At 36.5% G+C, this 24,158-nt stretch carries 23 protein-coding genes; 17 read left to right on the top strand and 6 right to left on the bottom strand.

The genetic code is table 11. From position 1 onward, the window contains the following. The first annotated feature begins 226 nt into the window (after positions 1–226). The 12 genes from PEDSA_RS03975 (at position 227) to PEDSA_RS03925 (ending at position 12,312) form a co-directional block, all read left to right on the top strand. Positions 227–583 (top strand): transposase, encoded by a 357-nt coding sequence (locus PEDSA_RS03975; RefSeq protein WP_013631395.1) that lies wholly within the window; start codon positions 227–229, stop codon positions 581–583. Between the two features lie 5 nt (positions 584–588). Further along, positions 589–1,020 (top strand): hypothetical protein, encoded by a 432-nt coding sequence (locus PEDSA_RS19435; RefSeq protein ID WP_052305766.1) that lies wholly within the window; start codon positions 589–591, stop codon positions 1,018–1,020. Next, entirely contained in the window at positions 963–1,439 is a 477-nt protein-coding gene (locus PEDSA_RS19430; protein WP_083811747.1) for a DDE-type integrase/transposase/recombinase, read from the top strand. The genes PEDSA_RS19435 and PEDSA_RS19430 overlap by 58 nt, the downstream gene beginning before the upstream one ends. Positions 1,440–2,062: 623 nt before the next feature. Continuing rightward, a complete protein-coding gene (locus tag PEDSA_RS03965; protein WP_013631861.1) occupies positions 2,063–2,524 on the top strand; it encodes an SRPBCC family protein in 462 nt (153 codons plus the stop codon). A 99-nt stretch (positions 2,525–2,623) separates the two neighbouring features. Next, entirely contained in the window at positions 2,624–3,991 is a 1,368-nt protein-coding gene (locus PEDSA_RS03960) for an NAD-dependent succinate-semialdehyde dehydrogenase (protein WP_013631860.1), read from the top strand. Between the two features lie 21 nt (positions 3,992–4,012). Next, on the top strand, positions 4,013–4,918 hold the full coding sequence (locus PEDSA_RS03955) for a hypothetical protein (RefSeq protein ID WP_013631859.1): 906 nt from the start codon (positions 4,013–4,015) through the stop codon (positions 4,916–4,918). Between the two features lie 94 nt (positions 4,919–5,012). After that, complete coding sequence (mnmA, locus tag PEDSA_RS03950) at positions 5,013–6,101, top strand: tRNA 2-thiouridine(34) synthase MnmA (RefSeq protein WP_013631858.1); 1,089 nt, start codon at positions 5,013–5,015, stop codon at positions 6,099–6,101. A gap of 197 nt (positions 6,102–6,298) precedes the next feature. Next, positions 6,299–6,646: a PadR family transcriptional regulator gene (locus PEDSA_RS03945; protein ID WP_013631857.1), complete on the top strand. Its 348-nt coding sequence runs from the start codon at positions 6,299–6,301 to the stop codon at positions 6,644–6,646. Between the two features lie 11 nt (positions 6,647–6,657). Continuing rightward, positions 6,658–8,268, top strand: coding sequence for a PspC domain-containing protein (locus PEDSA_RS03940; RefSeq protein ID WP_013631856.1), 1,611 nt, complete (start codon positions 6,658–6,660; stop codon positions 8,266–8,268). A gap of 207 nt (positions 8,269–8,475) precedes the next feature. Further along, positions 8,476–9,159 (top strand): hypothetical protein, encoded by a 684-nt coding sequence (locus PEDSA_RS03935; protein ID WP_013631855.1) that lies wholly within the window; start codon positions 8,476–8,478, stop codon positions 9,157–9,159. 103 nt (positions 9,160–9,262) lie between these two features. Further along, positions 9,263–11,806 carry a type I DNA topoisomerase gene (gene topA, locus PEDSA_RS03930; protein ID WP_013631854.1) on the top strand — a complete coding sequence of 848 codons (2,544 nt, stop codon included), beginning with the start codon at positions 9,263–9,265 and terminating at the stop codon, positions 11,804–11,806. A gap of 98 nt (positions 11,807–11,904) precedes the next feature. Further along, positions 11,905–12,312: a hypothetical protein gene (locus tag PEDSA_RS03925; protein ID WP_013631853.1), complete on the top strand. Its 408-nt coding sequence runs from the start codon at positions 11,905–11,907 to the stop codon at positions 12,310–12,312. Positions 12,313–12,470: 158 nt separating this feature from the next. Here PEDSA_RS03925 and PEDSA_RS03920 read toward each other — a convergent pair whose 3' ends face one another. Next, positions 12,471–12,779, bottom strand: coding sequence for a hypothetical protein (locus PEDSA_RS03920; RefSeq protein ID WP_013631852.1), 309 nt, complete (start codon positions 12,777–12,779; stop codon positions 12,471–12,473). Positions 12,780–12,924: 145 nt separating this feature from the next. Continuing rightward, positions 12,925–13,692 carry a 23S rRNA (guanosine(2251)-2'-O)-methyltransferase RlmB gene (gene rlmB, locus PEDSA_RS03915; RefSeq protein WP_013631851.1) on the bottom strand — a complete coding sequence of 256 codons (768 nt, stop codon included), beginning with the start codon at positions 13,690–13,692 and terminating at the stop codon, positions 12,925–12,927. 266 nt (positions 13,693–13,958) lie between these two features. Between rlmB and dnaB the strand changes: the two genes are divergently transcribed. After that, positions 13,959–15,521, top strand: a complete 1,563-nt coding sequence (dnaB, locus tag PEDSA_RS03910; protein ID WP_013631850.1) for a replicative DNA helicase — start codon at positions 13,959–13,961, stop codon at positions 15,519–15,521. A gap of 7 nt (positions 15,522–15,528) precedes the next feature. On the opposite strand, the gene chrA is transcribed toward dnaB, so the two are convergent. Continuing rightward, on the bottom strand, positions 15,529–16,731 hold the full coding sequence (gene chrA / locus PEDSA_RS03905) for a chromate efflux transporter (RefSeq protein ID WP_013631849.1): 1,203 nt from the start codon (positions 16,729–16,731) through the stop codon (positions 15,529–15,531). Next, entirely contained in the window at positions 16,732–17,055 is a 324-nt protein-coding gene (locus PEDSA_RS03900) for a tetratricopeptide repeat protein (RefSeq protein WP_013631848.1), read from the bottom strand. A 54-nt stretch (positions 17,056–17,109) separates the two neighbouring features. Here PEDSA_RS03900 and PEDSA_RS03895 point away from each other — a divergent pair, with 54 nt between their 5' ends. From PEDSA_RS03895 to PEDSA_RS03880, 4 genes are all read left to right on the top strand, one after another. Continuing rightward, positions 17,110–17,847, top strand: a complete 738-nt coding sequence (locus tag PEDSA_RS03895) for an electron transfer flavoprotein subunit beta/FixA family protein (protein ID WP_013631847.1) — start codon at positions 17,110–17,112, stop codon at positions 17,845–17,847. 18 nt (positions 17,848–17,865) lie between these two features. Further along, positions 17,866–18,843, top strand: coding sequence for an electron transfer flavoprotein subunit alpha/FixB family protein (locus PEDSA_RS03890; RefSeq protein WP_013631846.1), 978 nt, complete (start codon positions 17,866–17,868; stop codon positions 18,841–18,843). 24 nt (positions 18,844–18,867) lie between these two features. Continuing rightward, complete coding sequence (locus tag PEDSA_RS03885; RefSeq protein WP_013631845.1) at positions 18,868–19,485, top strand: bifunctional nuclease family protein; 618 nt, start codon at positions 18,868–18,870, stop codon at positions 19,483–19,485. A 105-nt stretch (positions 19,486–19,590) separates the two neighbouring features. Then, positions 19,591–20,856 carry a NupC/NupG family nucleoside CNT transporter gene (locus PEDSA_RS03880; protein ID WP_013631844.1) on the top strand — a complete coding sequence of 422 codons (1,266 nt, stop codon included), beginning with the start codon at positions 19,591–19,593 and terminating at the stop codon, positions 20,854–20,856. 63 nt (positions 20,857–20,919) lie between these two features. On the opposite strand, the gene PEDSA_RS03875 is transcribed toward PEDSA_RS03880, so the two are convergent. After that, positions 20,920–21,861 carry a dihydrodipicolinate synthase family protein gene (locus PEDSA_RS03875; RefSeq protein WP_013631843.1) on the bottom strand — a complete coding sequence of 314 codons (942 nt, stop codon included), beginning with the start codon at positions 21,859–21,861 and terminating at the stop codon, positions 20,920–20,922. Positions 21,862–21,890: 29 nt separating this feature from the next. Next, positions 21,891–23,456: a sodium:solute symporter gene (locus tag PEDSA_RS03870; protein ID WP_013631842.1), complete on the bottom strand. Its 1,566-nt coding sequence runs from the start codon at positions 23,454–23,456 to the stop codon at positions 21,891–21,893. Between the last annotated feature and the right edge of the window lie 702 nt (positions 23,457–24,158).

Genomic DNA, 24,158 nt, shown 5'->3' with positions numbered 1-24,158 from the left:
TTATTTTTTGAGACGCATCCTTCCCTCGTTTAAGTCATCCTTACACTCCTTGCATTTACGCACTAAGACTTAAACCAGGAAGGGTTTTTTAAGAATAAGAATTTAACCCATTTCACCTAGCTATTTTCCTAAAAAATTAGTATATTTACCTGAATGCCCTAAAAATAACTGTCCGTTCCTAAATCCACTTTACAAGTTTGGACAAAATCCTAACTTTAAAAGAACAATGGAAAAACCAAGAAAAGGAAAGAGCAAAGGTCGTACTCCTTTATTCGAAGACAGTTTTAAAATTGCAGTTGCCCGAGAATATATTTTGGGTGACTATAGCGCCAGTCAGGTTGGCAAGAAATACAATTTAAATTCAGACAATGTATTTTACTTTGTAAAGTGGTACAATAAGCATCATCCTGACCCAGCCCCAGAGACAAGTTCTCCTGCGGAATTAACGCCCTCAAACACCGCTAAGCTTGAAGAGGAATTAGCGTTGGCAAAACTTAAGATCACCGCATTAGAAATGCTCATTCGTAATGCCGAACGGGAAATGGGGGTAGATATTGTAAAAAAGCCTGGTACCAAACAGTAGGACAAATGAAAGAAATATATCATGAAATTTCCCTAACAACAATTTGTGCTTTGTTTGGTAGAAGTCGTCAAGGTTGGTATCAGCTAGCTGAAAATAAGGGACAGAAACAACTACAAAGAACTTTAGTGATAGAACAGGTTCGACAAATAAAAAGTGAATTGCCCCACATCGGCGGCCTTAAGATGCACTCCATGCTGCAAAAATTCCTATCTGCTCATCAGATTTCGATGGGAAGAGATGCTTTTTTCTGCTTATTAAAGGAAAATAATTTGCTGGTTAAGCCCCGGAGATTATATGCCAGAACGACCAATTCCTTTCATCATTTTAAGAAATGGCCGGATCTGGTGCAAAGACGTAAAGCTATAATGGCAGAAGAAATATGGGTGAGCGATATTACCTATTTAAAAACAAAAAAGGTTTTATCTATCTTAGTTTGATTACAGATGCTTATTCAAGAAAAATTGTAGGTTATAACTTAAGTCGAAACTTAAAAGCAGAAGGATGCATAAAAGCATTTCAGATGGCGTTAAAATCAAGATTATACCCAAAAAGACCTCTTATTCATCACTCTGACAGGGGAATTCAATACTGCTGTGACGATTATGTCCAATTATTGATCAGCCAAAATGTACAAATTAGCATGACGCAAAATGGAAGCCCTTATGATAATGCTATCGCAGAGCGGGTGAATGGTATTTTAAAACAAGAATTTAATCTATACCAATCTTTTGACTCATACCAAAAAGCTAAAGATGCAGTAGAAAACGCAATTATCAGTTATAACCAGATCAGACCCCACTTCTCTTGCCAGCTTCAAACACCACAAGCAAAACATGCATCAAGTAATGCATGGTAAAGTGAAATCAGGAAAATAAAATTTAGTGTAAAGTAATATCGGGAAAATAATATAAATTGTAAACCAAAATTAGTAATTACCGTCCAAATTTGTCAAGTAAATCTAGTATAGGACAAACCTATTAAAATAATTTCATTTTTTTTATAACTCCACCTATCATCCACGTATAGTCCACCTTTACTCCACCTATTCTCCACTGTATCTGGCCTATTCCTTATACTATACTATAGCCATTCCATTACTATACCTTTACAATGTTTACTAGTTGATTAGTCCGAGCAGTAGTCTATTGCAAAGGACCCCGATAAAAAAGAACAAATTTGAAAGAACAAAGACAAAGGACCTTTTTTAAAGTCCAGGACTCCGTACGAAATATTTGCAGATCTCTTTCAATCAAGGTTATTGCTACTTGCCTCCTGACAGCCGCAGGAGGGACAAAGTCCTCCGTTTTCATCTAGGATTTAAGTCAACACTACTCTTCTAAACCAGAACCCAGAATACGTTTATCAGAAAACTTTCCGAATGATAAAATCAGTTATATGAATATCGTCTAAATCTCACAATATTCTTTAGTCTTTTTGTGATGAATAAAAGATTTTTTTAATAACTTGATACAAAAAACAATGTTCAACAACGAGAACAAAGAAATCCGCATTTCCAAAACCCTGAATTTTCCACTACCTCTGGTTTGGGAGGCCTGGACAAATCCAGAATATCTCGTAAACTGGTGGGGACCGAAAGGTTTTACAAGCACCATTCAGCAAATGGATCTTAAAGAAGGAGGCGAATGGAAATTGGTTTTGCATGGTCCAGACGGTACAGATTATACAAACAGGAGCATATTTAAAGAAGTTATTCCTTTAAAAAAGATAGTATTCGAACATTTTAATCCACATTTTATTACCACAGTAGTCTTTGAATCGCTAAACGACAAGACCGTAATGGACTGGCGGATGTTATTTGATTCTGAAGAAATGCGGAATATTGTAGTGACGGCTCATAAAGCAGAGGATGGTCAAAAAGAAAATGTAGAAAAATTGGAACATTACCTCCGGGAAAAAATTAAAGAAATAGAAGATCTCTAACTATCAGTACGTATCTTTAAATGCTCTATTCTCCCTTTAGGAAAACAAGTAATCTATACGCTTGTTATTTTTAATTATTAATGTCATATTTCCCTAATTATGTCTTTAAAAAGCATCAATCCATATACAGGAAAGTTGATTAGAAGCTATCCGGAATATACCCAAAAAAAGATAGACGCTATTATCAATGCGACCCATCAGGATTGGCAAAAGCTAAAACTTACGAGTTTTAAAGAACGCTCTGTTTGGATGAATAATATCGCCAAAGCCCTAATAACAGAAAAGGAAGCTTTGGGAAAGCTTATGGTAGACGAAATAGGGAAGCCCGTAAAAGATGCCATTGCCGAAATAGAAAAATGTGCCAGTGTATGTGAATACTATGCAACCCATGCTGAAGGATTTCTAGAAGACGAACTGATAGAAACAGAAGCACAGAAAAGCTATGTGAGCTTTCAACCCATTGGGATTGTATTGGCGATTATGCCATGGAACTTTCCTTTCTGGCAGGTTTTTAGATTTGTGGCTCCAGCACTGATGGCGGGTAATGCCGGTATTTTAAAACATGCCTCAAACACAAGCGCTTGTGCTTTGGCAATAGAACGAATTGTTAAGCAATCCGGGTTTCCGGAGAACAGTTTTAATGCTATTATTATTTCAAGTTCTAAGTTAGAAGAAACCATTAAAAACCCTTTAATTAAAGCAGTTACTTTAACAGGAAGTACTGGCGCGGGTAAGAAAGTTGCTGCTCTTGCAGGCGGTTTAATCAAAAAGACTGTTTTGGAATTAGGTGGGTCAGATCCTTATATTGTTCTTAAAGATGCTGATTTGCAAATGGCTGCTGAAACCTGTGTAAATTCCAGATTGATTAATAACGGGCAAAGCTGCATAGCAGCAAAAAGGTTTATAGTAGAACAAAGTGTGGCTAAAGAATTCATTAAGTTATTTAAAGCCAAAATGGAAGCGAAAAAATTTGGCGATCCTGCCGATACCAATTTTCATCTGGGTACTATGGCCCGAACAGATTTAAGAGACGATTTACATAAGCAAGTATTATCAGCTATTAATCAGGGAGCTAAATGTATATTAGGAGGCTATTTACCTGAAGGCAAAGCAGCCTTCTACCCTCCTACTATTTTAACTAATGTAAAGAAAGGAAACATTGCGTATAACGAAGAGATCTTTGGCCCGGTAGCTGCAATTATTATCGCCAAAAACGAAGATGATGCGATAGCTATAGCGAACGATACCAGTTTTGGTTTAGGTGGTGCAATTTTCACGAAAAACATCAAAAAAGGAGAAACTATCGCTCGAGAGAGATTACAAGCAGGCTCATGTTTTGTAAACAGCTTTGTCAAATCTGATCCGAGATTGCCTTTTGGAGGGATTAACGAATCTGGCTACGGCAGGGAATTGAGCTTATATGGCATTAAAGAATTTGTTAATATCAAAACTGTATATATCAAATAGCATCCATTTTAAACTAGAAACATGGAAATCCTCTATCAAACATTCAATTATTACTTAAATAAAGCAGAAAATATTCTAATAAGTGCCAATACTGAAGAAAATCCGGCAAAATGGCTTTTCAAAAACAACTTCAGGACACCTTTATTTATGCTGGAAGCCCTTACGAAAGTATATAAGAGGGTTTCAGATAAAGACACCTTCGAAAAGTTGAATAAGTTATTTAAAGCTAGTGAAGATCTTATTGGCGAGATTGATTTCTTCTATTATTACGCAGAAGTATTAGATGGCGACGATATTAAACGTGACCTTACCAAAAAAGCACAAGAAAAAGAAGCAGAGTATAACGGGATATTGAAAGACAAAGACTGGCTAAATGGAAAAAGAATAACGAAAATAAGAAAACAGCTGTCAGAATTACCTAAAATAAATATCGCAGAAGAAACGGCTAAAATAAGAGAGTTTTATACTAAAGAAATTGATAAAATTATTTCTTTCAGCCAATCGGGTGACTTCAAGTTTGAAGATATAGAAGATGACGTACATGAGATGAGACGGAAACTACGTTGGTTGTCTATTTACCCGCAGGCTTTTCTGGGCCTCTTTAAATATGCCGATAGAAGCAACAGTACTCCTGAACATATCAAGAAATACCTGACAGATAAGATTATCAATTCGCCATATAACGTATTCCCTACTGCCCTAACATTTAAAGAGCATATTGAAATCAATAAGGATTATTTTCTTGCTTTGAGTTGGGTTATAGATGCGATTGGTGATTTGAAAGATGAGGGGTTAAAATCAGACGCTTTGGAGATTGTTCATCATGGTAATATTGATAAAAAGCAAATGGATAGTTTGCTGCAAAAATCAAAAGATATATTAGTACCTTTCTTCAAAGAAGGTAATTTGGAGCATTTGTTGGCCTAGGCAGAAATAAAGCAACAAGACAAAATTACTTATCACTGACTACTTTTGTAGCTATTATTTCCGCAAAGCCTTATCTTTGCGGAAATTTTTTGTTATGAGTAAACACGGAAGAATATTGGTTGCCATGAGCGGTGGTGTAGATAGTTCGGTAGCTGCAGTAATGTTACACGAGCAGGGATACGAAGTGATTGGGTTAACCATGAAGACCTGGGACTATGCCTCTTCCGGTGCAAACTCTAAAGAAACAGGCTGTTGCAGCTTAGATTCTATTAACGACGCCCGTTCGCTGGCCGTAGGTTATGGATTTCCTCATTACATACTGGATATACGCAATGAATTTGGCGATTATGTAATCGATAATTTTGTAGACGAGTATTTAGCGGGCAGAACACCTAATCCTTGTGTACTTTGTAATACCCATATAAAATGGGAAGCCTTGTTAAAAAGAGCAGATAAATTAGACTGTGAGTTTATAGCCACAGGGCACTATGCCAATATCAGACAACAGGATAATGGTAGATACGTTATTTCTAAAGGAAGGGATGAGAATAAAGACCAGTCTTATGTACTTTGGGGTGTTTCGCAGGAAAATCTTGCCCGTACAAAATTTCCTTTAGGTTCTTTTACCAAGGCAGAAATCAGACAAATGGCTTTTGATATGGGACAAGAAGATCTGGCTAAAAAAAGTGAAAGCTATGAAATTTGTTTTGTGCCTGATAATGATTACCGTTCATTTTTAAAACATCGTGTACCGGAATTGGAAGCCGATGTAGCGGGTGGCGATTTTGTATTGGTTGACGGAACAAAAGTTGGTAAACATCAGGGCTATCCATTTTATACCATTGGACAAAGAAAAGGTTTGGGAATTGCTTTGGGTAAGCCAATGTTTGTTACACAGATATTACCGGAAAGCAATACCGTGGTATTAGGCGAAGAAGCTGATTTACAAAGAAGAGAAGCAACGGTAAGAAATCTGAATTTAATTAAATACGCTTCCATTAATGAACCTTTGGAAGCTATAACTAAAATCAGATACAAAGATCCTGGCACTTTAAGCCATATTCATCAGGAAGGTGATATCATGAAAGTGAATTTTCATCATTCTGTTACTGGTATCGCTCCAGGTCAATCTGCAGTTTTCTATGAAGGGAATGATCTATTAGGTGGTGGATTTTTGATGTAATGCATATAAATTATTACAAATATGAGGCTATCGTTTAAAACGATAGCCTTTTTTATTTCACATCTTCCCTCTCTCACAAAGAGAAGTTTTTTATTACAAAAACACTATTAAAAAATAAAACACTATAAATCAGCACATTAATTATTTTTATAGTACTATGTATTGCATAGTACTATAAAAATATAGAGCTTTGTGTTATGATAGCAGAAAATACACAAACGCAAATGCGAAAAGGCATACTAGAATATTGTGTGCTGTTGATTATTTCCAGAGGAGAAATCTATGCATCTGATATAATTACAGAACTAAAGCAAGCCCGTTTACTGGTGGTGGAAGGTACGCTTTATCCGCTGCTTACCCGTTTGAAAAACAATGGACTTTTAAGTTATAACTGGGTAGAATCGACATCAGGTCCTCCAAGAAAATATTATTCGCTTACTGATGATGGTAAGCAGATATTAACTCTGCTGGATAAAACATGGCAAGAATTGGTGTTTGCTATCAATACATCAAAACAAGAAACCGATAATAGAACCGAAAATTAGCGCAAAATATCATGAACAAAACGATAATTATAAATATAGGAAATACGATTCTTCACATTGAAGAAGAAGCTTTTGAAATTCTCACCAGTTATCTGAACGAGATTAAGCAACATTTCACAAAAAATGCAGATGATTTTGAAATTGTCAAAGATATTGAGAACAGAATAGCTGAAATGTTTGCAGAAATTTTGAGTAAAAAACAAAACCAAGTAATTGAAGTCAGTGATGTGCGTGATGTAATGACTCAAATGGGCAGTGTTAAGGATTTTAATGACGAAACAGAAGAAGAAAGCCCTCTGCAATCACCATCCGATTATTTTTCCGGTAAGAAAAAATTGTATCGAGATGTTTATGAAGGCATATTTGCAGGCGTTTGTAGTGGTTTAAGTCATTATTTCAATATCGAGGTTCGCTGGATGAGGCTTCTGTTCTTTCTATTATCCTTTGCGGGTGGAATTGGTATTTTAGTTTACCTGATTCTTTGGATCGCTATGCCAAGTGCCGTTACCCGTTCTGAACGAATGGAAATGAAAGGTGAAGCTACTAATCTATATGGATATAAGCGATCTTTTGAAGAGGAACTGGCTGTTATAAGAGCAAATATGAAATCTGCCGGAGAACAATTTGGACCTCTTGCTCAAAGTTCCAGCAATCTTGTCTCTCACTTATTCACGACCATAACAAGACTGGTAACCACTATCGCAAGATTACTGGGAAAAGCCATTGCCTGGTTTATCATCATTTTTGGTATTTGTGCATTATTAGCCCTGATTATTGGTTTAGGTGCTTTAATTGGTTTTTGGAATGACAGTTTTTATAATGATTTTCCTTTTAATATTATCAATACACCATTTAAAGCCGAGATTGTATTGAGTGTTTTTATCAGTATTTTTATTCCATTTCTTGCTTTAGTTTTATTTGCGATTAAGACTATCAACCAACACCTTCAAATCAATAAATATATATGGTTTTCTTTATTGGTGGTATGGCTATTTGGAACAGCTACGTTGAGCTACAATATTGCCAGAATAGTATCTGAGTTTAAAGAAGAAGCAGAGTTAGCACAAAAAACCGATCTTAAGAATTTTTCCATCTATGTTTTCAATGTAAATCCTGGAATGGTATTTTCTCACGAAGACAGTCTAAACCTCAAAATCAAAGATTACGCGTCTGGCTCAAACATAGTTATTGACAATAGAGAGCCTGGTGCCTTCAAAAACCCAAGAAATGTAAGAATCAGATTTGAAAAAAGTGATGACAATAAAGCAAGCATTACCAAATCTTACAAAGCAAATGGAAAAACTTTCAGTAATGCTTTGGAAAATGCACAGAATATTGAGTACCAATATTCGATTACAGATTCTATAATCAATTTAAATCCCGGAGCTATTTTAAAGAAACAGGCAGTATGGCGTGATCAGAATGTTTTACTAACCGTCCGGGTTCCTATAGGAACAAAAATCAACATCAATAATAATCTATACAAATATTTGGCATTCTATCATTACTGCGCCCATGACAACGACAGGCATACTAATTATATAACATGGACTATGACCGAAGAAGGTTTAAAATGTCAATCTGATATAGATATCGCTGAAGAAAATAACGCAAATCAGTAGATACATTTTATTATTTAAATAAGCTGGCTATGTGTTTAAAAAGTCTGGTATACGCTTATCGTGGCTATATTGGGCTTTTTTGCTATCACATTTGACGTTTATGAATCCCAATATTAAGGTCCCGGAATCTGTTTTAATAAAAATCTATCTCAAAACTGGAATAGCTTCATGCAAATCCACTATATTAGTTCTGATTAAACACAAAACATGATTAGGAGACTCTTACTTATTTTAACCATTTCGATTTTTGTACTTTCTTGTACGAAAGAGAACAATGCCCCTAAAAGAAGTCTTGGCTTTGAGTTTTATCCTCTGAAAAAAGGAAATATCTGGGTTTATGACGTAGATTCTACTTTCTATGATAAATTCTATAATGGCAGAAGTACTAACTATGTTTTTCAACTAAAAGATTCCATTGCGGACACTTATATGAGTATGGTAGGCGATACCGTTTATCGGTTCGAACGGTACAAAAAAACTGCAGATAGTAAGGTATGGACCTATCAGAAAACATTTACCAGGAGTATACACTTAAGATCTGCGGAAGAGAATATAGACAATCAGATATTCGTCAGATTTATTTTCCCTCCTAAATTGGGCGCCTCATGGAACGGCAACTCCAGAAACATTTTGGAAAAACAAAACTATAGCGTAACTAAGTTTCCCGAACGTCTGGAAATAGGCAACACTATGTACGATTCGGTTGCGGTAGTACAGCAATCTGATGAATTTAACCTGATACAGGAAGATATTGTGAGTGAGAGCTATGCAAAAGGTATCGGCCTGATAAAAAAAGAAATCAGGCAAATAGAAAAAGATATCAGTAGTGGTAAAATAATGCATGGCACTATCTGTACTATAGATCTTAACCGTTTCAATCGGGTTCCGTAAACACTTTTTTGGGCAATCTCTAGGTCAAAAGACGCATTTATTTTGCTGAATTTTTGGGATAAAAAATATATTATCCTTTATTTGCGGTAAAATCTAGAAATTAATGGCAAAAAACTTACTCATTGTTGAGTCCCCTGCGAAAGCAAAAACGATTGAAGGTTATTTAGGAAAGGATTTTTTAGTTAAATCTAGCTATGGGCACATACGTGACCTTAGAAAAGACGATGGTGCTATAGAAGTAGACAATAATTTCAAGCAGCATTATGAAATACCTGCAGATAAAAAACAGGTAGTAGCTGAGCTAAAAAAACTGGCTAAAAGCGCTGAAACCGTATGGTTAGCTTCCGATGAGGACCGCGAGGGAGAAGCTATTGCCTGGCATTTATACGAATCTTTGGGACTAAAAGAGAACCAAACCAAAAGGATTGTTTTTCACGAGATCACTAAACCTGCCATTACAAAAGCAATTGAAAATCCGCGGACAATAGATTATAACCTTGTTAATGCGCAACAAGCGAGACGCGTATTAGACAGATTGGTTGGTTTTGAGCTTTCTCCGGTACTTTGGAAGAAGGTTAAGCCTTCCCTATCGGCAGGCCGTGTTCAGTCTGTGGCGGTACGCTTAATTGTTGAGAGAGAACGTGAAATTAACCTTTTCAATGCGGAATCGGCTTATAAGATAATAGCGATATTCAGTACTGGAAAAGGTAAAGAAATATTTAAAGCAGAACTCTCCCAAAGATATGCCGAACAAAAAGAAGCAGAAAAGTTTCTTGAAGATTGTAAATCAGCATTGTATAAAATCAATGATCTGGATATAAGACCTACCAAAAGAACCCCTGCTCCTCCTTTTACCACTTCTACATTACAACAGGAAGCTGGTAGAAAGTTAGGCTTCTCGGTTTCCAGAACGATGTCTATTGCGCAGAGATTGTACGAAACGGGAAAGATTACCTACATGAGGACCGACTCGGTGAATCTTTCTGAAACTGCTTTAAATGCATCTGAAATAGAAATTAATAGCGCTTACGGTAGTAAATATCATCACAAACGAATATTTAAAACTAAATCCGCCGGTGCACAGGAAGCCCACGAAGCTATCAGACCTACTCATTTTGAGTGGCATACGATTGAAGGTGATGCTTCTGAAAAAAGATTGTACGAACTAATTTGGAAGAGAGCCATTGCCTCGCAAATGAGTGAAGCTCAATTTGAAAAAACAACAGCCAGAATTGGTATATCTACAAGAAAAGAAGAATTAGTGGCGAATGGAGAAGTACTTAAATTCGACGGATTTTTGAAAGTTTATCTTGAATCTGAAGACGAAGAAAGTGATTCTCATTTAGATGATAAAACAGACAATGGTATTCTTCCGCCTTTAAATATAGGCCAGGAGCTTATTTTAAATGAAATGACTGCTTTGGAAAGGTTTACCAGACCCGCAGCCAGATACAGTGAGGCGTCTTTGGTGAAAAAATTAGAAGAGTTAGGAATAGGAAGACCATCAACCTACGCCCCTACTATATCCACAATCCAAAACAGGGGATATGTGGTGAAAGAAGATAGAGATGGCCGTAGCAGAACTTATAAGACTTTCACTCTAAAAGATGGCGAAGTGAAATCGATAGTAAAAAGTGAAATTACCGGTACAGAAAAAGGCAAACTTTTCCCAACGGATATTGGAGCGGTTGTAAACGACTTTTTAGTAGAGCACTTTAAAGGTATTGTAGATTACAACTTTACAGCTACAGTAGAAAAGCAATTTGATGAAATTGCAAATGGTTTGAAAGAGTGGACTGATATGTTAAAGAAATTCTATCAACCTTTCCATTCTGAAGTTGAAGACACCTTAAAAAATGCAGACAGAGCTACCGGAGAAAGACTTTTAGGTCTGGATCCGGAGTCCGGTAAGAATGTTTATACAAAAGTAGGCAGATTTGGACCTATGGTTCAAATAGGTGAAATGGACGAAGAAGATAAGCCAAGATATGCCAGCTTGTTAAAATCACAGTCAGTTGAGACCATCAGTTTAGAAGAAGCGCTTAATCTTTTTCAGCTTCCTTTCCAATTGAGTGATTATAAAGACAAAGAAGTTTCTGTAGGTGTGGGCAGATTTGGTCCTTATGTAAAATGGGGCGATACTTTTATTTCTTTGCCTAAAAATGAAGATCCGTTAACAGTTACCAATGAGCGTGCAATAGAAATTATTGAAGAAAAAATTAGTATCGACGCTCCTGTTGCTGAATATCAAGGCCATCCGGTATCTAAAGGTAAAGGCAGATTTGGACCTTTCTTAAAATGGAAAGATCTTTTTATCAATGTTCCGGTAAGATATAATTTTGACAAATTGAGCCAATCAGATATCAATGAGTTGATTTCTGCAAAAATAGAGAAAGAAGCTAACCGATATATACAACAGTGGGAAACTGAAAAAATTGCTATTGAAAATGGCAGATGGGGGCCTTTTATACGTTTTGGTAAACAGATGCTAAAATTAGGTAAAAATCCGACCACCGGACAGAAATATACAGCAGAAGAACTTTCTACTGTTTCTTTAGAAGATGTAAAGAAACTTATAGTTGAACAAGTTCCAGATGCTTTTGACGCAAAAGCAAAGAAGACAGGTAGAAAAACAACCAAGAAATAAATATAAAGGGGTTTATACAAATCGGATAAAACGTTAGTTGTTGCCAAAAGAATTATCCGATTTGTACAGCCTATTATTTTTTACACAGACGGAATATTATGAGAAAGGATTTGCCAGATAACATTGTTGAAGAAATTTCTGTTGCTGTTGTTTTAGAAAAGGAAAGTCCAGAACATAAGGAATGGTGCGTTTATGTTATCAATCAGAAAAATGATGATATCAGCAATGTTCTGATTACATCTAAAGGTTACGGGACAAAAAATGAGCAGGAGGTTAAAACCAGTATTCTAAGGCATATGATCCCATTAATTAAAAGGAATTCCTTTGCAAAAGTAGAAGTGATAGATGAACAGGTATTTGGTTTAAATAACGAATATTGGATCTCTTATTACATAGGGAAAGAAATTTACGACAAGAAGTTTATTTTCTTACCTGAAAGCATTGTTGAATCTAATTTTATTAAGATACCTCTGGTAAACAAGCCCGGGGTAATGATAGGGAATTAAATTAAAAGAAGGTGTCAAAAAAGGTTATCGAATACTAAAAAACGCGTCATTGCGAGGAAGTATGACGAAGCAATCTGCGTTTTTGACATCATTAGATTGCTTCGTTACCTCGCAATGACGATGATGTTTGGCTTTTTAGACACCCTCTTTTTTCGCTATTATTTTTTTGTAGCCTTGTTTTCTTTATAACGCTTGTCTGGAGTTCCGTCTTTTTTAGTATGAATTACTTCTTTTTTGCTTTCTTTGTAACGCTTATCCGGGGTTCCATCAGCTTTTAAATGTTTTTCGCTTGTAGTTACTGTTTTTTCCTCTACTTTTTTCACGTGTTCTTTAGGTGATACAGCGGAGGTTTCCGTTTTCTCTGTTTTTACAGTTTTTTGGTCTTTTTTTGCAGGTGCTGCAGTTTGAGCAAATGCTGTAGTAACTGCTAATGCTGCAATTGCTACAAAACTCATCAATTTTTTCATGGCGTTTTTTATATTAAACCTACAAGCTTTATTGCCTATCAGATCTTAAATAAATTTCGATACAAAAAAATAAATTCACAATAGCCTAGATACTAATTTAACACAACTTTAACACATTGCCTTTCAACACCTTAAGAAATCCCCCTTATAGGCGTTGTCTAACGGCTTCGTAAAGTATAATTCCAGCGGATACCGAGACATTTAATGACTCTATTTCGCCTGCCATTGGGATTTTAGTTAGATAGTCGGAGTTTCTAATTAATTCGAAAGAAATCCCGGTATCTTCTGCTCCCATAATCACAGCGGTAGGTACTGTGTAATCTGGTTTATAAATCAAATCGTCAGTTTTTTCTGTACAGGATACAATTTGCAAGCCTGAATCTTTCAGGAATCGTAAAATCTGAAGTAGACTATCATGTCGACAAACTGGTACTTTGTATAAAGCTCCCGCTGAAGTTTTTACAGCATCCGGATTAATTTGGGCTGCACCTCTTTTTGGAATAACAATAGCATGAACTCCGGAGCATTCGGCTGTTCTGGCAATAGCACCAAAATTCCTTACATCGGTAATATTATCCAGTATTAAAATTAAAGGTGTTTCCCCTTTTTCGTAAACCTGCGGAATAATATCTTCTATTTTTTGATAAGTAATTGGAGAAATAAATGCAATAACTCCCTGATGGTTCTTAGCAGTAATCCTGTTAAGTTTTTCAACCGGAACCTGCTGGGAAGGAATATCAAATTCTCTTAATAAAGTTTTAAGCTCGGTATAAATCCCTCCTGTTAACCCTCTTTGTATAAATAAGGATTCAATGTCTTTGCCTGCTTTAATTGCTTCTATAACCGCCCTGATACCAAAAATCATCTGGTTGGATTCCCGGGGCTCCTGTCTTTTGAAATTCCTGTCTTGCATAAGTGGCAAAGATAATTTAAAAAACGCATGTATTAGGGCTATCCTATATTTTTAATGTTCGCGTAAATAAACATCTTGTTTTTTTATCAACAAGCTATTTATTCACATCGATAAGGGGTAAATCAAGTCTTTATAAACAAGTTTTCAACATTTACTATTAAAAACAATCACTGTAATCCCTCATTTTCAATCATATTCAACAACCGGGTACAAGTATGAGCAGAAATGGGCTTATTTGTACTCGAAAAAAAGTCTACTTTTGTAGTATGAGTTTTGAGCCAGAATCCAATAAGTTGCCCATTAGCAGAGACAGGAGATCTAGATTAAGTGCACCTGCAGGAACCTCTAGCCTTGGAAAATTACCTCCACAGGCACTAGATTTAGAAGAGGCCGTATTAGGTTCTTTAATGATAGAAAAGGATGCATTATCTACCGTTATCGATATATTAAAACCGAATGTCTTCTATAAAGAAGCACATCAAAAAATATTTGAAGCTATACAAACTTTATTTACTCAGTCTTCTCCCGTAGATATACTCACGGTTGTTTCTCAATTGAGAAAACAGGGAGATTTAGAGGTTGTTGGTGGTGCATTCTATATTACGGAATTAACTAATAGGGTTGCTTCGGCTGCAAATATTGAATATCATGCTCGTATTATTTCTCAGAAATTTATCCAGCGTGAGCTGATTAGGATTTCCACAGATATTATCAACCAATCTTATGAAGATACCAGCGACGTTTTCGAACTGCTGGATTATGCAGAAAAAAATCTTTTTGATATTGCGCAAAACAACCTTCGACGCGACTCCCGTAAAATGGATGACGTTGTAAAGGAGTCGGTGAAGATTCTAGAGTCATTGAAAGATAAGGATGACTCGCTAACAGGAGTACCTTCAGGTTTTACAGCTTTGGACAGAATGACCAATGGCTGGCAAAAATCAGATTTGGTTATCATCGCAGCGAGACCTGCAATGGGTAAAACAGCTTTCGTTTTGAGTTGCGCCCGAAATGCCGCCGTAATGTTTAAAAAAGCGGTAGTTGTATTCTCTTTAGAGATGTCCTCGGTTCAGTTAACCAATCGTCTTATAGCTGGAGAAGCAGAAATTGAGCAGGAAAAAATACGTAAAGGAAAATTATTGGATTGGGAGTGGCATCAATTAACTTCTAAGGTGGGTGCTTTGAGTGAGGCTCCAATTATATTAGACGACACTCCCGCTTTAAATATCTTTGAATTTAGAGCCAAATGCCGACGTCTGAAATCACAATATGATATCCAGATGGTCATCATTGACTACTTACAGCTGATGAGTGGTAAATCTGATGGTAAAGGTGGCGGTAATCGTGAGCAGGAGATCTCCAGTATCTCCAGAGCCTTAAAACAGGTTGCTAAAGAATTGGAAATTCCTGTAATCGCCTTATCACAGTTAAGTAGAGCTGTGGAAAGCAGACCGGGTGGAGCGAAAAGACCGATGCTTTCCGACTTACGTGAATCCGGAGCGATTGAACAGGATGCGGATATGGTACTATTCCTTTATCGTCCGGAATATTACGGTTTGGATCAGGATGAAAATGGTAATCCAACCGCAGGTGTCGGCGAAGTTATTATAGCTAAGCACAGGAACGGTGAAACTGGTATTGTTCCATTACGATTTATCGGTAAGTACGTGAAATTTGCAGATCTAGAAGACGGTTATGGTACTATGGGTGCACCTGCACTTGATTCGGCCGCAAACGCAGATCCTTTCAATATGTCTCCTTCATCTCAATTCGATACCATTACTTTGCAACCAAAGAATTGGGATAGTGATGAAGACGCTCCTTTTTAAGCATTTATTATAAAAAGAAATATCCAACGAGAACCCCTGCCAGAATAAGGTAAGGGGTTTTTAGTTTAGTAAAATTCAATAAGAGAAAAGTTCCCGTCATAATAAATACTGAAAGGAAATTGATTTCTGCCGGAATGAGTAATAAAATGAAAGCGGCTGCCATAAAACCTACTCCTACCGCATTTACTCCTGACAGTGAGTTTTTTATCATATTTATTTTCTTCAAATCTTCCCAAAAAGGAACTATAAAGAGCATAAGGATTAGCCCTGGAAGATTGATCCCCAATACAGCAATTAAGGCTCCCCAGATCTGACCAAATATACCATAACCCTGATTTGCAAAGGTCATAGCACCTAAATATGATGTAAATGAAAAGGTAGGTCCCGGAATCGCCTGTTGCACCGCATATCCAGTCAGAAATTCCGAGCTGGAAAGGTAACGTTTCATTTCTACAAACTCGGTGAACATTAATGGAACCAGCACATTCCCTCCTCCGAATATCAGAATACCGTTCCGGTAAAAATTCTCGAACATCCTTACAGGTAAGCTGAAAGGGGAAGTTTTATTAATAATGGTCCCTAATAGTCCAAAAAGCAATAAAACACCAATAAAATAGACTAATTTTTTTTGGTTTATACTGGAGAATAAGGAAATCCTAACCTGCGATTCATCCCATTTACTTTCTGTTGCAGATGTTACAATTCCCCCGATTAATATCATAATGGGAAATACATAAGCATTTTTTAAAATAAGCGAACAAATTCCTGCTATAATTGCTAAACTAATTGTGACATTAGAGGTGAGTATTTTCTTTCCAAAAGAAAATGCTCCAAAAGCAACTATTCCTAAAGCCAATGGCTGAATCAGTTTATTTACTTGTGTAAATTCGTCTTTAAGAGAAAACTCTTTGTAAGTAATAGCGACGAAGCACATAACGGCTGCCGACGGTAAAATCCAGATCAGAAAAGTAAGTATTGATAAATAATAGCCACCTACTTTATAAGCAATCCCAACCAAAGTTTGCGTAGAAGCCGGGCCGGGTAATATTTGTGTAAGAGAATTCATCTCGAGCAATTCCTCTTCACTCAAATATCTCCGTTTAATCACAAAATCATTCAGAAGGATGGCTATATGGGCTTGTGCCCCCCCAAAAGAAGTTAACATAAACCAAAGCACATCCCTTAAAAAGATAATGTGACGCTTTCTCATTTAGTCGTACAATTCGTCCTGTAAATTATTATACACGCCTAAAAGTTCGCTTAAAGCATGCTGATCCTTTATTTTTCGAGCTACATCAATCCCTTTTTCGTAAGTAGCCAGGGCTTTTTCCTTTTCTCCAAGGGCTTCGTACAATTTACCAAGATGATAATAAGTACCTACATAATCCTCATGATTTTTTACCAGGTCGAGGTAAAACTTTAATGCCTCTTGGTGGTTATTTATTCTTAGATACTCTGTAGCGAGAGCGTACTTTAAAAATGGATCGTTTGGTTCTGCGTTTAAAAACTCGTGAAGCTTCTCTAACCTGTTCATAGATATTGCAAAAGTGGCTTAAATTATTAAATTTGTATATAAGGTAATCAATTTATGAAAATATTAGTTTGCATCAGTAACGTACCGGATACGACTACAAAAATAACTTTTACGGACAATAACACTAAATTTAATGATAACGGAGTTCAATTTATCATTAATCCATACGACGAAATTGCTTTAGCAAAGGCTATAGAGCTTGCAGAAAGCAATAATGGAGAGGTTACTGTGATACATGTTGGTGAAGCATCTGCTGATGCTACCATAAGAAAAGCTTTAGCTATTGGTGCCCATAGGGCTGTGAGAATAAATGCAACCCCTATAGATGCATATTTTGTGGCAAAAGAGATCTCTCAATACGCAAAGGCAAATGCTTTTGATTTGATTCTCACCGGAAAAGAATCTATAGATTATAATGGTTCTCTTGTAGCGGGAATGCTGGGAGAGCTTTTAGACATGCCATCTTTTGCGGCTATAAAAAAATTAGACTTAGACGGTAATCAAGCGACTGTTGAACGTGAAATTGAAGGCGGAAAGGAAGTAATAGCTTTACCTTTGCCTTTTGTTGCCGGTACTTCTGAAGGTGTCGCCGAACCGAAAATCCCAAATATGAGAGGAATCATGTCTGCAAGAACTAAACCTTTGGAGGTTGTTGAAACTGATTCCATAGAAGGTTTGACAACTATTTTAAGGTATGAAACTCCCCCTCCAAGGGGAACGGTAAAATTAATTAACGCAAATGAAGCCGAGAAATTGATTTCTATTTTACACCATGAAGCAAAAGTGATTTAAACTTTTAAAAAGCACATTATGTCTGTCCTAATATATATTGAAAGCGCAAATAATAAAATAAAAAAGTCTGCTTATGAAGTAGCTTCGTATGCTTCTGCAATTGCAGAAAAACTAAGCACTTCTGTTACGGCAACCGTTATTGGAGACGTGGAAAACAGTGAAATAATGTCTTTGGCAAAATACGGAGTTTCTAAAGCAGTACACGTTAACAATGATAAGTTGAAAAACTTTGCCAACCAGGCTTACGCTTCTGTTATAGCTGAAATTGCAAAAAAAGAACAAGCAAACGTAATTGTTCTTAGTAACTCCCTTTCGGGAAAGGCGCTGGCTCCAAGAATAGCCATCAAATTAAATGCTGGTATTGTGGATGGAGCATTAGCACTACCTGAAATAAATGCAGATAAGTTTATTGTTAGAAAAACAGCCTTTTCCAGTAAGGCATTCGCTTATGTAGAATTATCATCGGCTATTAAAGTGATTTCGCTTAACCCAAATGCTTATGAAATTGTAAAAAAGGCAGTTGATTTGACTATTGAAGCTTATAATCCTGAGGTTCGAGATCGCGATCTAAAAGCCGTGATTAAAGAGATATCCCAGGTTAGCAATAAAGTTTCTCTTGCTGATGCAGATATTGTAGTATCCGCAGGCAGGGGTTTAAAAGGTCCTGAAAATTGGGGCATGATTGAAGAATTGGCAAATCTACTAGGTGCTGCTACCGCTTGCTCTAAGCCTGTTTCGGATGCAGGATGGCGTCCGCATAGCGAACATGTTGGACAAACCGGATTGGCCATAAGCCCTAATTTGTATATCGCTATAGGTATTTCGGGCGCAATTCAGCATTTGGCAGGAGTTTCCTCTTCTAAGACAATTGTTGTTATTAATAAAGACCCGGAAGCTCCATTTTTCAAAGTGGCCGACTATGGAATTATTGGTGATGCATTTGAAATTGTGCCTAAAATTATACAAGAACTTAAATCTTTGAAAGCGAATAGCTAATTTTGTGTAGGGACTAAAGAGTAAATGAAGAAGATTAAATTAGATATTATAGGCCTGTCATATAGCCAAACACAATCTGGGGCATATGCATTGGTTTTAGGGGAAGTTAACGGAAGACGCAGATTACCGATAATCATTGGAGGATTTGAAGCGCAGGCAATTGCCATTGAGATAGAAAAGATGACGCCAAGCAGGCCCTTGACACATGATCTCTTTAAGTCTTTCGCTGATGCCTATCATATCAATATTCAGGAAGTAATAATATACAACTTAATAGAAGGGGTTTTCTTTGCTAAATTAGTTTGTAATGATGGTAATAAAATTTTGGAGATTGATGCAAGAACATCAGATGCTATTGCATTAGCTGTACGTTTCAACTCCCCTATTTATACCTATGAATTTATACTTTCTTCTGCTGGAATTATTATAGAAGGAAGTGATTTTCTTTTCCTCGATAATATGGAGCCTATTGAAGGAAATAAAGGCATAGAAAACGAAAGTAGTATTGCTCCTAAAAGTAAAGAAGATCTAAGTGGCTTTAGCCTGGAAGAACTACATGATAAATTACAAAAGGCTATAGCTTCTGAAGCTTATGAAAAAGCCGCTTTAATAAGGGATGAACTAAATAAAAGAGATAAATAAGCTCCTGCAAAAGTGTAATTGTAATATCTTTATTGATAATATCATAATGCTGAGTTAAACGATCTTTTTTTATGATATTTACATCCGTTTATTTGTATTGAATCTATGCATCGTTTTCATGGGATTATAGGAATTGTCTTGATTCTGGGTCTTGCATTTCTATTATCCAACAACAAGAAAAAAATCAACTACCGGCTTGTTCTTAGCGGGTTAGCACTTCAATTAATCATAGCAATTTCTATATTAAGAGTCGACGCCATCAGGAGCTTCTTCCAAACCTTAGGAAAGGGAATGCAAAAAATTGAACACTTTGCAAAAGCGGGTGTAGATTTCGCTTATGGTGGCATAGCTACAATGAGCTATGACGGTACGCCTCAAAAATTCGAAGCGCCTGGCAGTTTTGTATTCGCATTTAATGTTACTGCAACCATCATTTTGGTCTGCGTACTGGTAGCTGTATTTTATTATCTTGGAATTATGCAACGCATTGTCGCTGTTATAGCCCGAGGAATGAATGTTTTGATGCGCGTTAGCGGTTCTGAAGCTTTAAGTAATGTAGCAAGCGCATTTGTGGGGCAAGTTGAGGCGCAAGTGATGATAAGGCCTTATCTTAAAGGCATGACAAAAAGCGAATTACTAGCTTCCATGAGCGGTAGTTTAGCATGTATTGCCGGTGGTATTTTAATAGTATATGCTAATATGGGCGCACAGGCAGGGATGGATTTGGCTCCGAAATTAATTATGGCCAGTTTAATGGCTGCACCCGGTGCGCTCATTATATCAAAGATTATCTATCCGGAAACTGAAGCTTCTGAAACTATGGGTAAAGTAAAGCTTGAGGTAAAGAGTGAATACACTAATCTGATAGATGCAATTACCCATGGTGCCGGAGATGGTTTTAAGATTGCTATGAATGTAATTGCCATGATAATTGGTTTTATCGCATTGATAGCATTGCTTGATTGGTGTTTATTAAGCATAGCTCATTTGTTTAATCCTAACTTCGATTTAACCTTAGACTGGATTTTTGGTAAGATCTTTTACCCATTTGCCTGGGCTATGGGTGTTCCAAGTGAAGATTTGAGCAGTACAGCGACTCTTCTGGGACAAAAATTAACAGTTAATGAATTCCTTGCTTTTAAAAATCTGACTTCTAATACGGTTCCTATAGTGACGGAAAAAGGACTCTTAATTGTAAGCATCGCCATTTGTGGTTTTGCTAATTTTAGTAGTGTTGGTATGTTGATTGGCGGCATTGGAACACTTGCGCCAGAAAGAAGACCTGATTTGGCAAAATTGGGCATAAAAGCGCTGATATGTGGTACTTTAGCCTCTTATCTTTCTGCTTCAATTGCCGGTATTTTGGTATAAAATAAAAAAGCGGAGTAACCAAAACTCCGCTTTAAACTCACCAATTATATCAAAATTAAATCACTAAGCTAAAGTAAAAGACAACTCTAGTTCATCTTTTAAAACCGCATATCGATTATCCAAATCCTGAATTCCCTGCTTAATCTGACTATTAAAAGTACCTACTCCATCTCTTCTTGTAAAAGTAGATATATCGAAACCTCTTCTTTGTAAAGAATACTTGGCTATGGTTGGATATACATTATGCATAACATCCATATTATTAGTAAAAAACTGTTGTACAAGATCTACTTGTTCCTTTATAGATTCATTATCGTAGTTTTTGCACAACCAAACTACCAGTTCAGGATAGAAATTCCCCTGAATACAAGACAGTCCTGCCGATCCCGCTTTTAACGATTCTACCGCATGTACCATATAAGCGTCATACAAACCGAAATTATAGCCTTTAGTAGCTGCTATTTTTGCCCTTACCTGATCGATATCCAGACAGGTGTCTTTATGGTAAGTTACACGTCCTGTTTTAATTAAACCGCCTAATTGCTCGGCAGATATCAATCTCTTATAAGGCACCGGACATTCATAGAAACCTAAAGGAATTTGCTCTGTTAAGGATAATAATCTTTCAACATTATCATTGAAAACAGCGTCGTTATCGGTTTCCTCTGCCAATAAACCTGTAATGCCAATTACCGCTTCGACACCTGTATTGTATATTTCTTTAACAAAATCCGCCTGTTGTTCTATAGGACCACCAAAGGTACCCGTAGCTACAACTGGAATATTTGCCTGATTAGCTACCTGAACTACCTGGTCTACGACTTTCAGTCTTTCATCTTTGCATAGTTCGAACATCTCGCTGGATAAACAGTTTGCAAATAAACCCGCTGCTCCTGCCTGTATATAAAGTTCTGTTAATTTAATTAAACCGTTATAGTCTACTTCTCCATTATCTTTAAATGGTGTAAGCATAACGGGAATAAAACCTTTCTCTCTCTTTTCCATTATATATATTCAGTTTTTTATTTATTTAGTTAATTATTAATGCCGGTTTCGCTTTTGAATTTTGTCATTATTGATCCTACCAGATAAATCGTTAATGTTCCAACTACAATAATCATATTTGCGTGTAAAGGATTCTTCAAATAGCTGTATTCCTGAGGAATCAAATAAGATAATGACATCCATAAAATTACCATAAGCCCGACAATAGTTGCAGCCAGAGCTTCGGTATTCCCTGAACGTTTGCTGATTAATCCTAATAAGAATAACCCCAACATACCTCCCGCAAATATTCCGGATAGCTGCCACCAGATATCCAGTATGCTTTTCACTCCAATCATGGCGATACCGCAAATCATACCTGCCAAACCGAATACGACTGTTCCGACATGTAATAATTTCATATTGTGTTTGTCGGTAATATTTGGTCGGAAATATCTTTTATAAATATCTTCTGCAAATACCGTAGCTGATGCGTTCATTCCTGAACTTATGGTGCTCATTGCTGCTGAAAGGATTGCCGAGACGATTAATCCCACTAATCCGGTAGGAATCATGGTTACCATAAAATGTGGCATTACTTTATCTCCATAATCTTCCGGCTTTAGGTTTGCTGCTAAAGCAGCTATATCCGAAGAACTTGCGGCAGAGCCCAGCCTTTCTGCTGCGGCTTGTAATTTTACCGGCTCTATAAGATCTGGATGTAATTGATAATATGTATACAAACAAGTCCCTATAATAAAGAAAAGTAGAGAAGCCGGAACATAACACCAAACACATAGCCAAACTGATTTAATGGCTTCTTTAGCGGTTCTTGCGGTATGGTATCTTTGAACATAATTCTGGTCCATACCAAAATTGTTTAAATTAATAAAGAAACCATACAACAGGATAACCCAAAAGGTGGATTGGGTAAAATCTAATGACAATGAACCCAAACTGAATTTATTATCAGCTTTTCCAACTTCTATAATTTTAGAGAATCCTCCTGGTATATCTACAACAATCAGATAAATAATTAGTACTGCTCCAAGAGTTTTTAATACTCCTTGAACTACCTCTGTCCAAATTACCGCCTCTATTCCCCCCATAACAGTATAAATAATAATACAGATTCCCGTTACCAGCATAATCGTTTCCATACTATAACCTGTTAAGGCTTGCAGAGTAAGACTAATTCCGAAAAAGATAGACCCCATTCTGGCCAGCTGAGTTAAAAGGAAACAAACGACTGCATAAGTACGCGCCCATGCACCAAACCTCTTTTCAAGATTGGTGTAAGCCGAAACCTCGCCTACAGTTCTGTAGAAGGGAACAAAATATTTAGCTGCAACCCATGCCGCTAATGGCATAGATAAACTAAAAACGAAAGCATTCCAATTGCCGCCAAAGGCTTTTCCCGGGACGCCTAAAAAAGTATTACTGCTTAAAAAGGTTGCATAAATTGATAATCCGATAGCCCAGCCGGGAATTTTTCCCGATGCTTTGGAATAATCATCGGAACTGTGGTTCTTTCTCGAAAAAAACACACCTACCAATACCATTCCTATCAGGTAAAGCGCGATTACGGCTAAGTCTAAAAATGGAAGATTCTTCATTTCCTATTTATCCTCTGTTTGTTTAGGTTTCTAATTAAAGTTGTTTTATACAAATGTATTAGCTGTATTATCAAATAGACTTGCTAATGTTTTCATAGATATGTATGAAATTATCCTAGCATGGGAAATATCATATTTTTCTCAAGATTTCCTAACAATGAGAGAAATTAAACTGTAATTACTTGTTTCGTACCTTCATTTCTACCTTGTAGGTTTTTTAATAAAAAAGGGTAAATAATTGACGAACTTTGGTTCTGACGGTAAAAACATAATAGCTTAGCCGCTTTTAAACGGCTTTTATTGTTTTCTTCATATCAATCCACAAACTAGTGGACTTGATACAACGAAGAAGCGAAAAAGACGAATAAGCAAGAGTTCACTTTCTATGGTCGCACATTAAAGTGTTAGTTTTGAGCATGCTACTCATTAAACTATTGGAATAGCTCAACGTAACATAATGTGAGTTGGGAATAAGCTGTTTCAGCATCACATTATATCATTTAGTTATCTATCTCTTTTACACTAAGCTACTTAATTAGGGTTCTTGCCCCGTTATATGTCAAATATCAATTCAATACATCTCAAAAGCTTCTTTAAAACATCTCACTCCCTTCTCATCCCGTAGGTACTCTTGTTTTTTTCGATAAAAACAGTCTTTAACGCTCAATAAACAGGAAATAAGACGGTAAATAATTTAGGTTG

The organism is Pseudopedobacter saltans DSM 12145, assembly GCF_000190735.1.
Taxonomy (GTDB): domain Bacteria; phylum Bacteroidota; class Bacteroidia; order Sphingobacteriales; family Sphingobacteriaceae; genus Pseudopedobacter; species Pseudopedobacter saltans.
The sequence above is the reverse complement of the archived record's forward strand: the minus strand, read 5'-3'. Positions and strand labels throughout refer to the sequence as shown.

Excerpts from the sequence above, each read along its gene's own strand:
- PEDSA_RS03975 (WP_013631395.1), top strand. The coding sequence starts at position 227 with ATGGAAAAACCAAGAAAAGGAAAGAGCAAAGGTCGTACTCCTTTATTC.
- PEDSA_RS19435 (WP_052305766.1), top strand. The coding sequence starts at position 589 with ATGAAAGAAATATATCATGAAATTTCCCTAACAACAATTTGTGCTTTG.
- PEDSA_RS19430 (WP_083811747.1), top strand. The coding sequence starts at position 963 with ATGGGTGAGCGATATTACCTATTTAAAAACAAAAAAGGTTTTATCTAT.
- PEDSA_RS03965 (WP_013631861.1), top strand. The coding sequence starts at position 2,063 with ATGTTCAACAACGAGAACAAAGAAATCCGCATTTCCAAAACCCTGAAT.
- PEDSA_RS03960 (WP_013631860.1), top strand. The coding sequence starts at position 2,624 with ATGTCTTTAAAAAGCATCAATCCATATACAGGAAAGTTGATTAGAAGC.
- PEDSA_RS03955 (WP_013631859.1), top strand. The coding sequence starts at position 4,013 with ATGGAAATCCTCTATCAAACATTCAATTATTACTTAAATAAAGCAGAA.
- mnmA (WP_013631858.1), top strand. The coding sequence starts at position 5,013 with ATGAGTAAACACGGAAGAATATTGGTTGCCATGAGCGGTGGTGTAGAT.
- PEDSA_RS03945 (WP_013631857.1), top strand. The coding sequence starts at position 6,299 with ATGATAGCAGAAAATACACAAACGCAAATGCGAAAAGGCATACTAGAA.
- PEDSA_RS03940 (WP_013631856.1), top strand. The coding sequence starts at position 6,658 with ATGAACAAAACGATAATTATAAATATAGGAAATACGATTCTTCACATT.
- PEDSA_RS03935 (WP_013631855.1), top strand. The coding sequence starts at position 8,476 with ATGATTAGGAGACTCTTACTTATTTTAACCATTTCGATTTTTGTACTT.
- topA (WP_013631854.1), top strand. The coding sequence starts at position 9,263 with ATGGCAAAAAACTTACTCATTGTTGAGTCCCCTGCGAAAGCAAAAACG.
- PEDSA_RS03925 (WP_013631853.1), top strand. The coding sequence starts at position 11,905 with ATGAGAAAGGATTTGCCAGATAACATTGTTGAAGAAATTTCTGTTGCT.
- PEDSA_RS03920 (WP_013631852.1), bottom strand. The coding sequence starts at position 12,779 with ATGAAAAAATTGATGAGTTTTGTAGCAATTGCAGCATTAGCAGTTACT.
- rlmB (WP_013631851.1), bottom strand. The coding sequence starts at position 13,692 with ATGCAAGACAGGAATTTCAAAAGACAGGAGCCCCGGGAATCCAACCAG.
- dnaB (WP_013631850.1), top strand. The coding sequence starts at position 13,959 with ATGAGTTTTGAGCCAGAATCCAATAAGTTGCCCATTAGCAGAGACAGG.
- chrA (WP_013631849.1), bottom strand. The coding sequence starts at position 16,731 with ATGAGAAAGCGTCACATTATCTTTTTAAGGGATGTGCTTTGGTTTATG.
- PEDSA_RS03900 (WP_013631848.1), bottom strand. The coding sequence starts at position 17,055 with ATGAACAGGTTAGAGAAGCTTCACGAGTTTTTAAACGCAGAACCAAAC.
- PEDSA_RS03895 (WP_013631847.1), top strand. The coding sequence starts at position 17,110 with ATGAAAATATTAGTTTGCATCAGTAACGTACCGGATACGACTACAAAA.
- PEDSA_RS03890 (WP_013631846.1), top strand. The coding sequence starts at position 17,866 with ATGTCTGTCCTAATATATATTGAAAGCGCAAATAATAAAATAAAAAAG.
- PEDSA_RS03885 (WP_013631845.1), top strand. The coding sequence starts at position 18,868 with ATGAAGAAGATTAAATTAGATATTATAGGCCTGTCATATAGCCAAACA.
- PEDSA_RS03880 (WP_013631844.1), top strand. The coding sequence starts at position 19,591 with ATGCATCGTTTTCATGGGATTATAGGAATTGTCTTGATTCTGGGTCTT.
- PEDSA_RS03875 (WP_013631843.1), bottom strand. The coding sequence starts at position 21,861 with ATGGAAAAGAGAGAGAAAGGTTTTATTCCCGTTATGCTTACACCATTT.
- PEDSA_RS03870 (WP_013631842.1), bottom strand. The coding sequence starts at position 23,456 with ATGAAGAATCTTCCATTTTTAGACTTAGCCGTAATCGCGCTTTACCTG.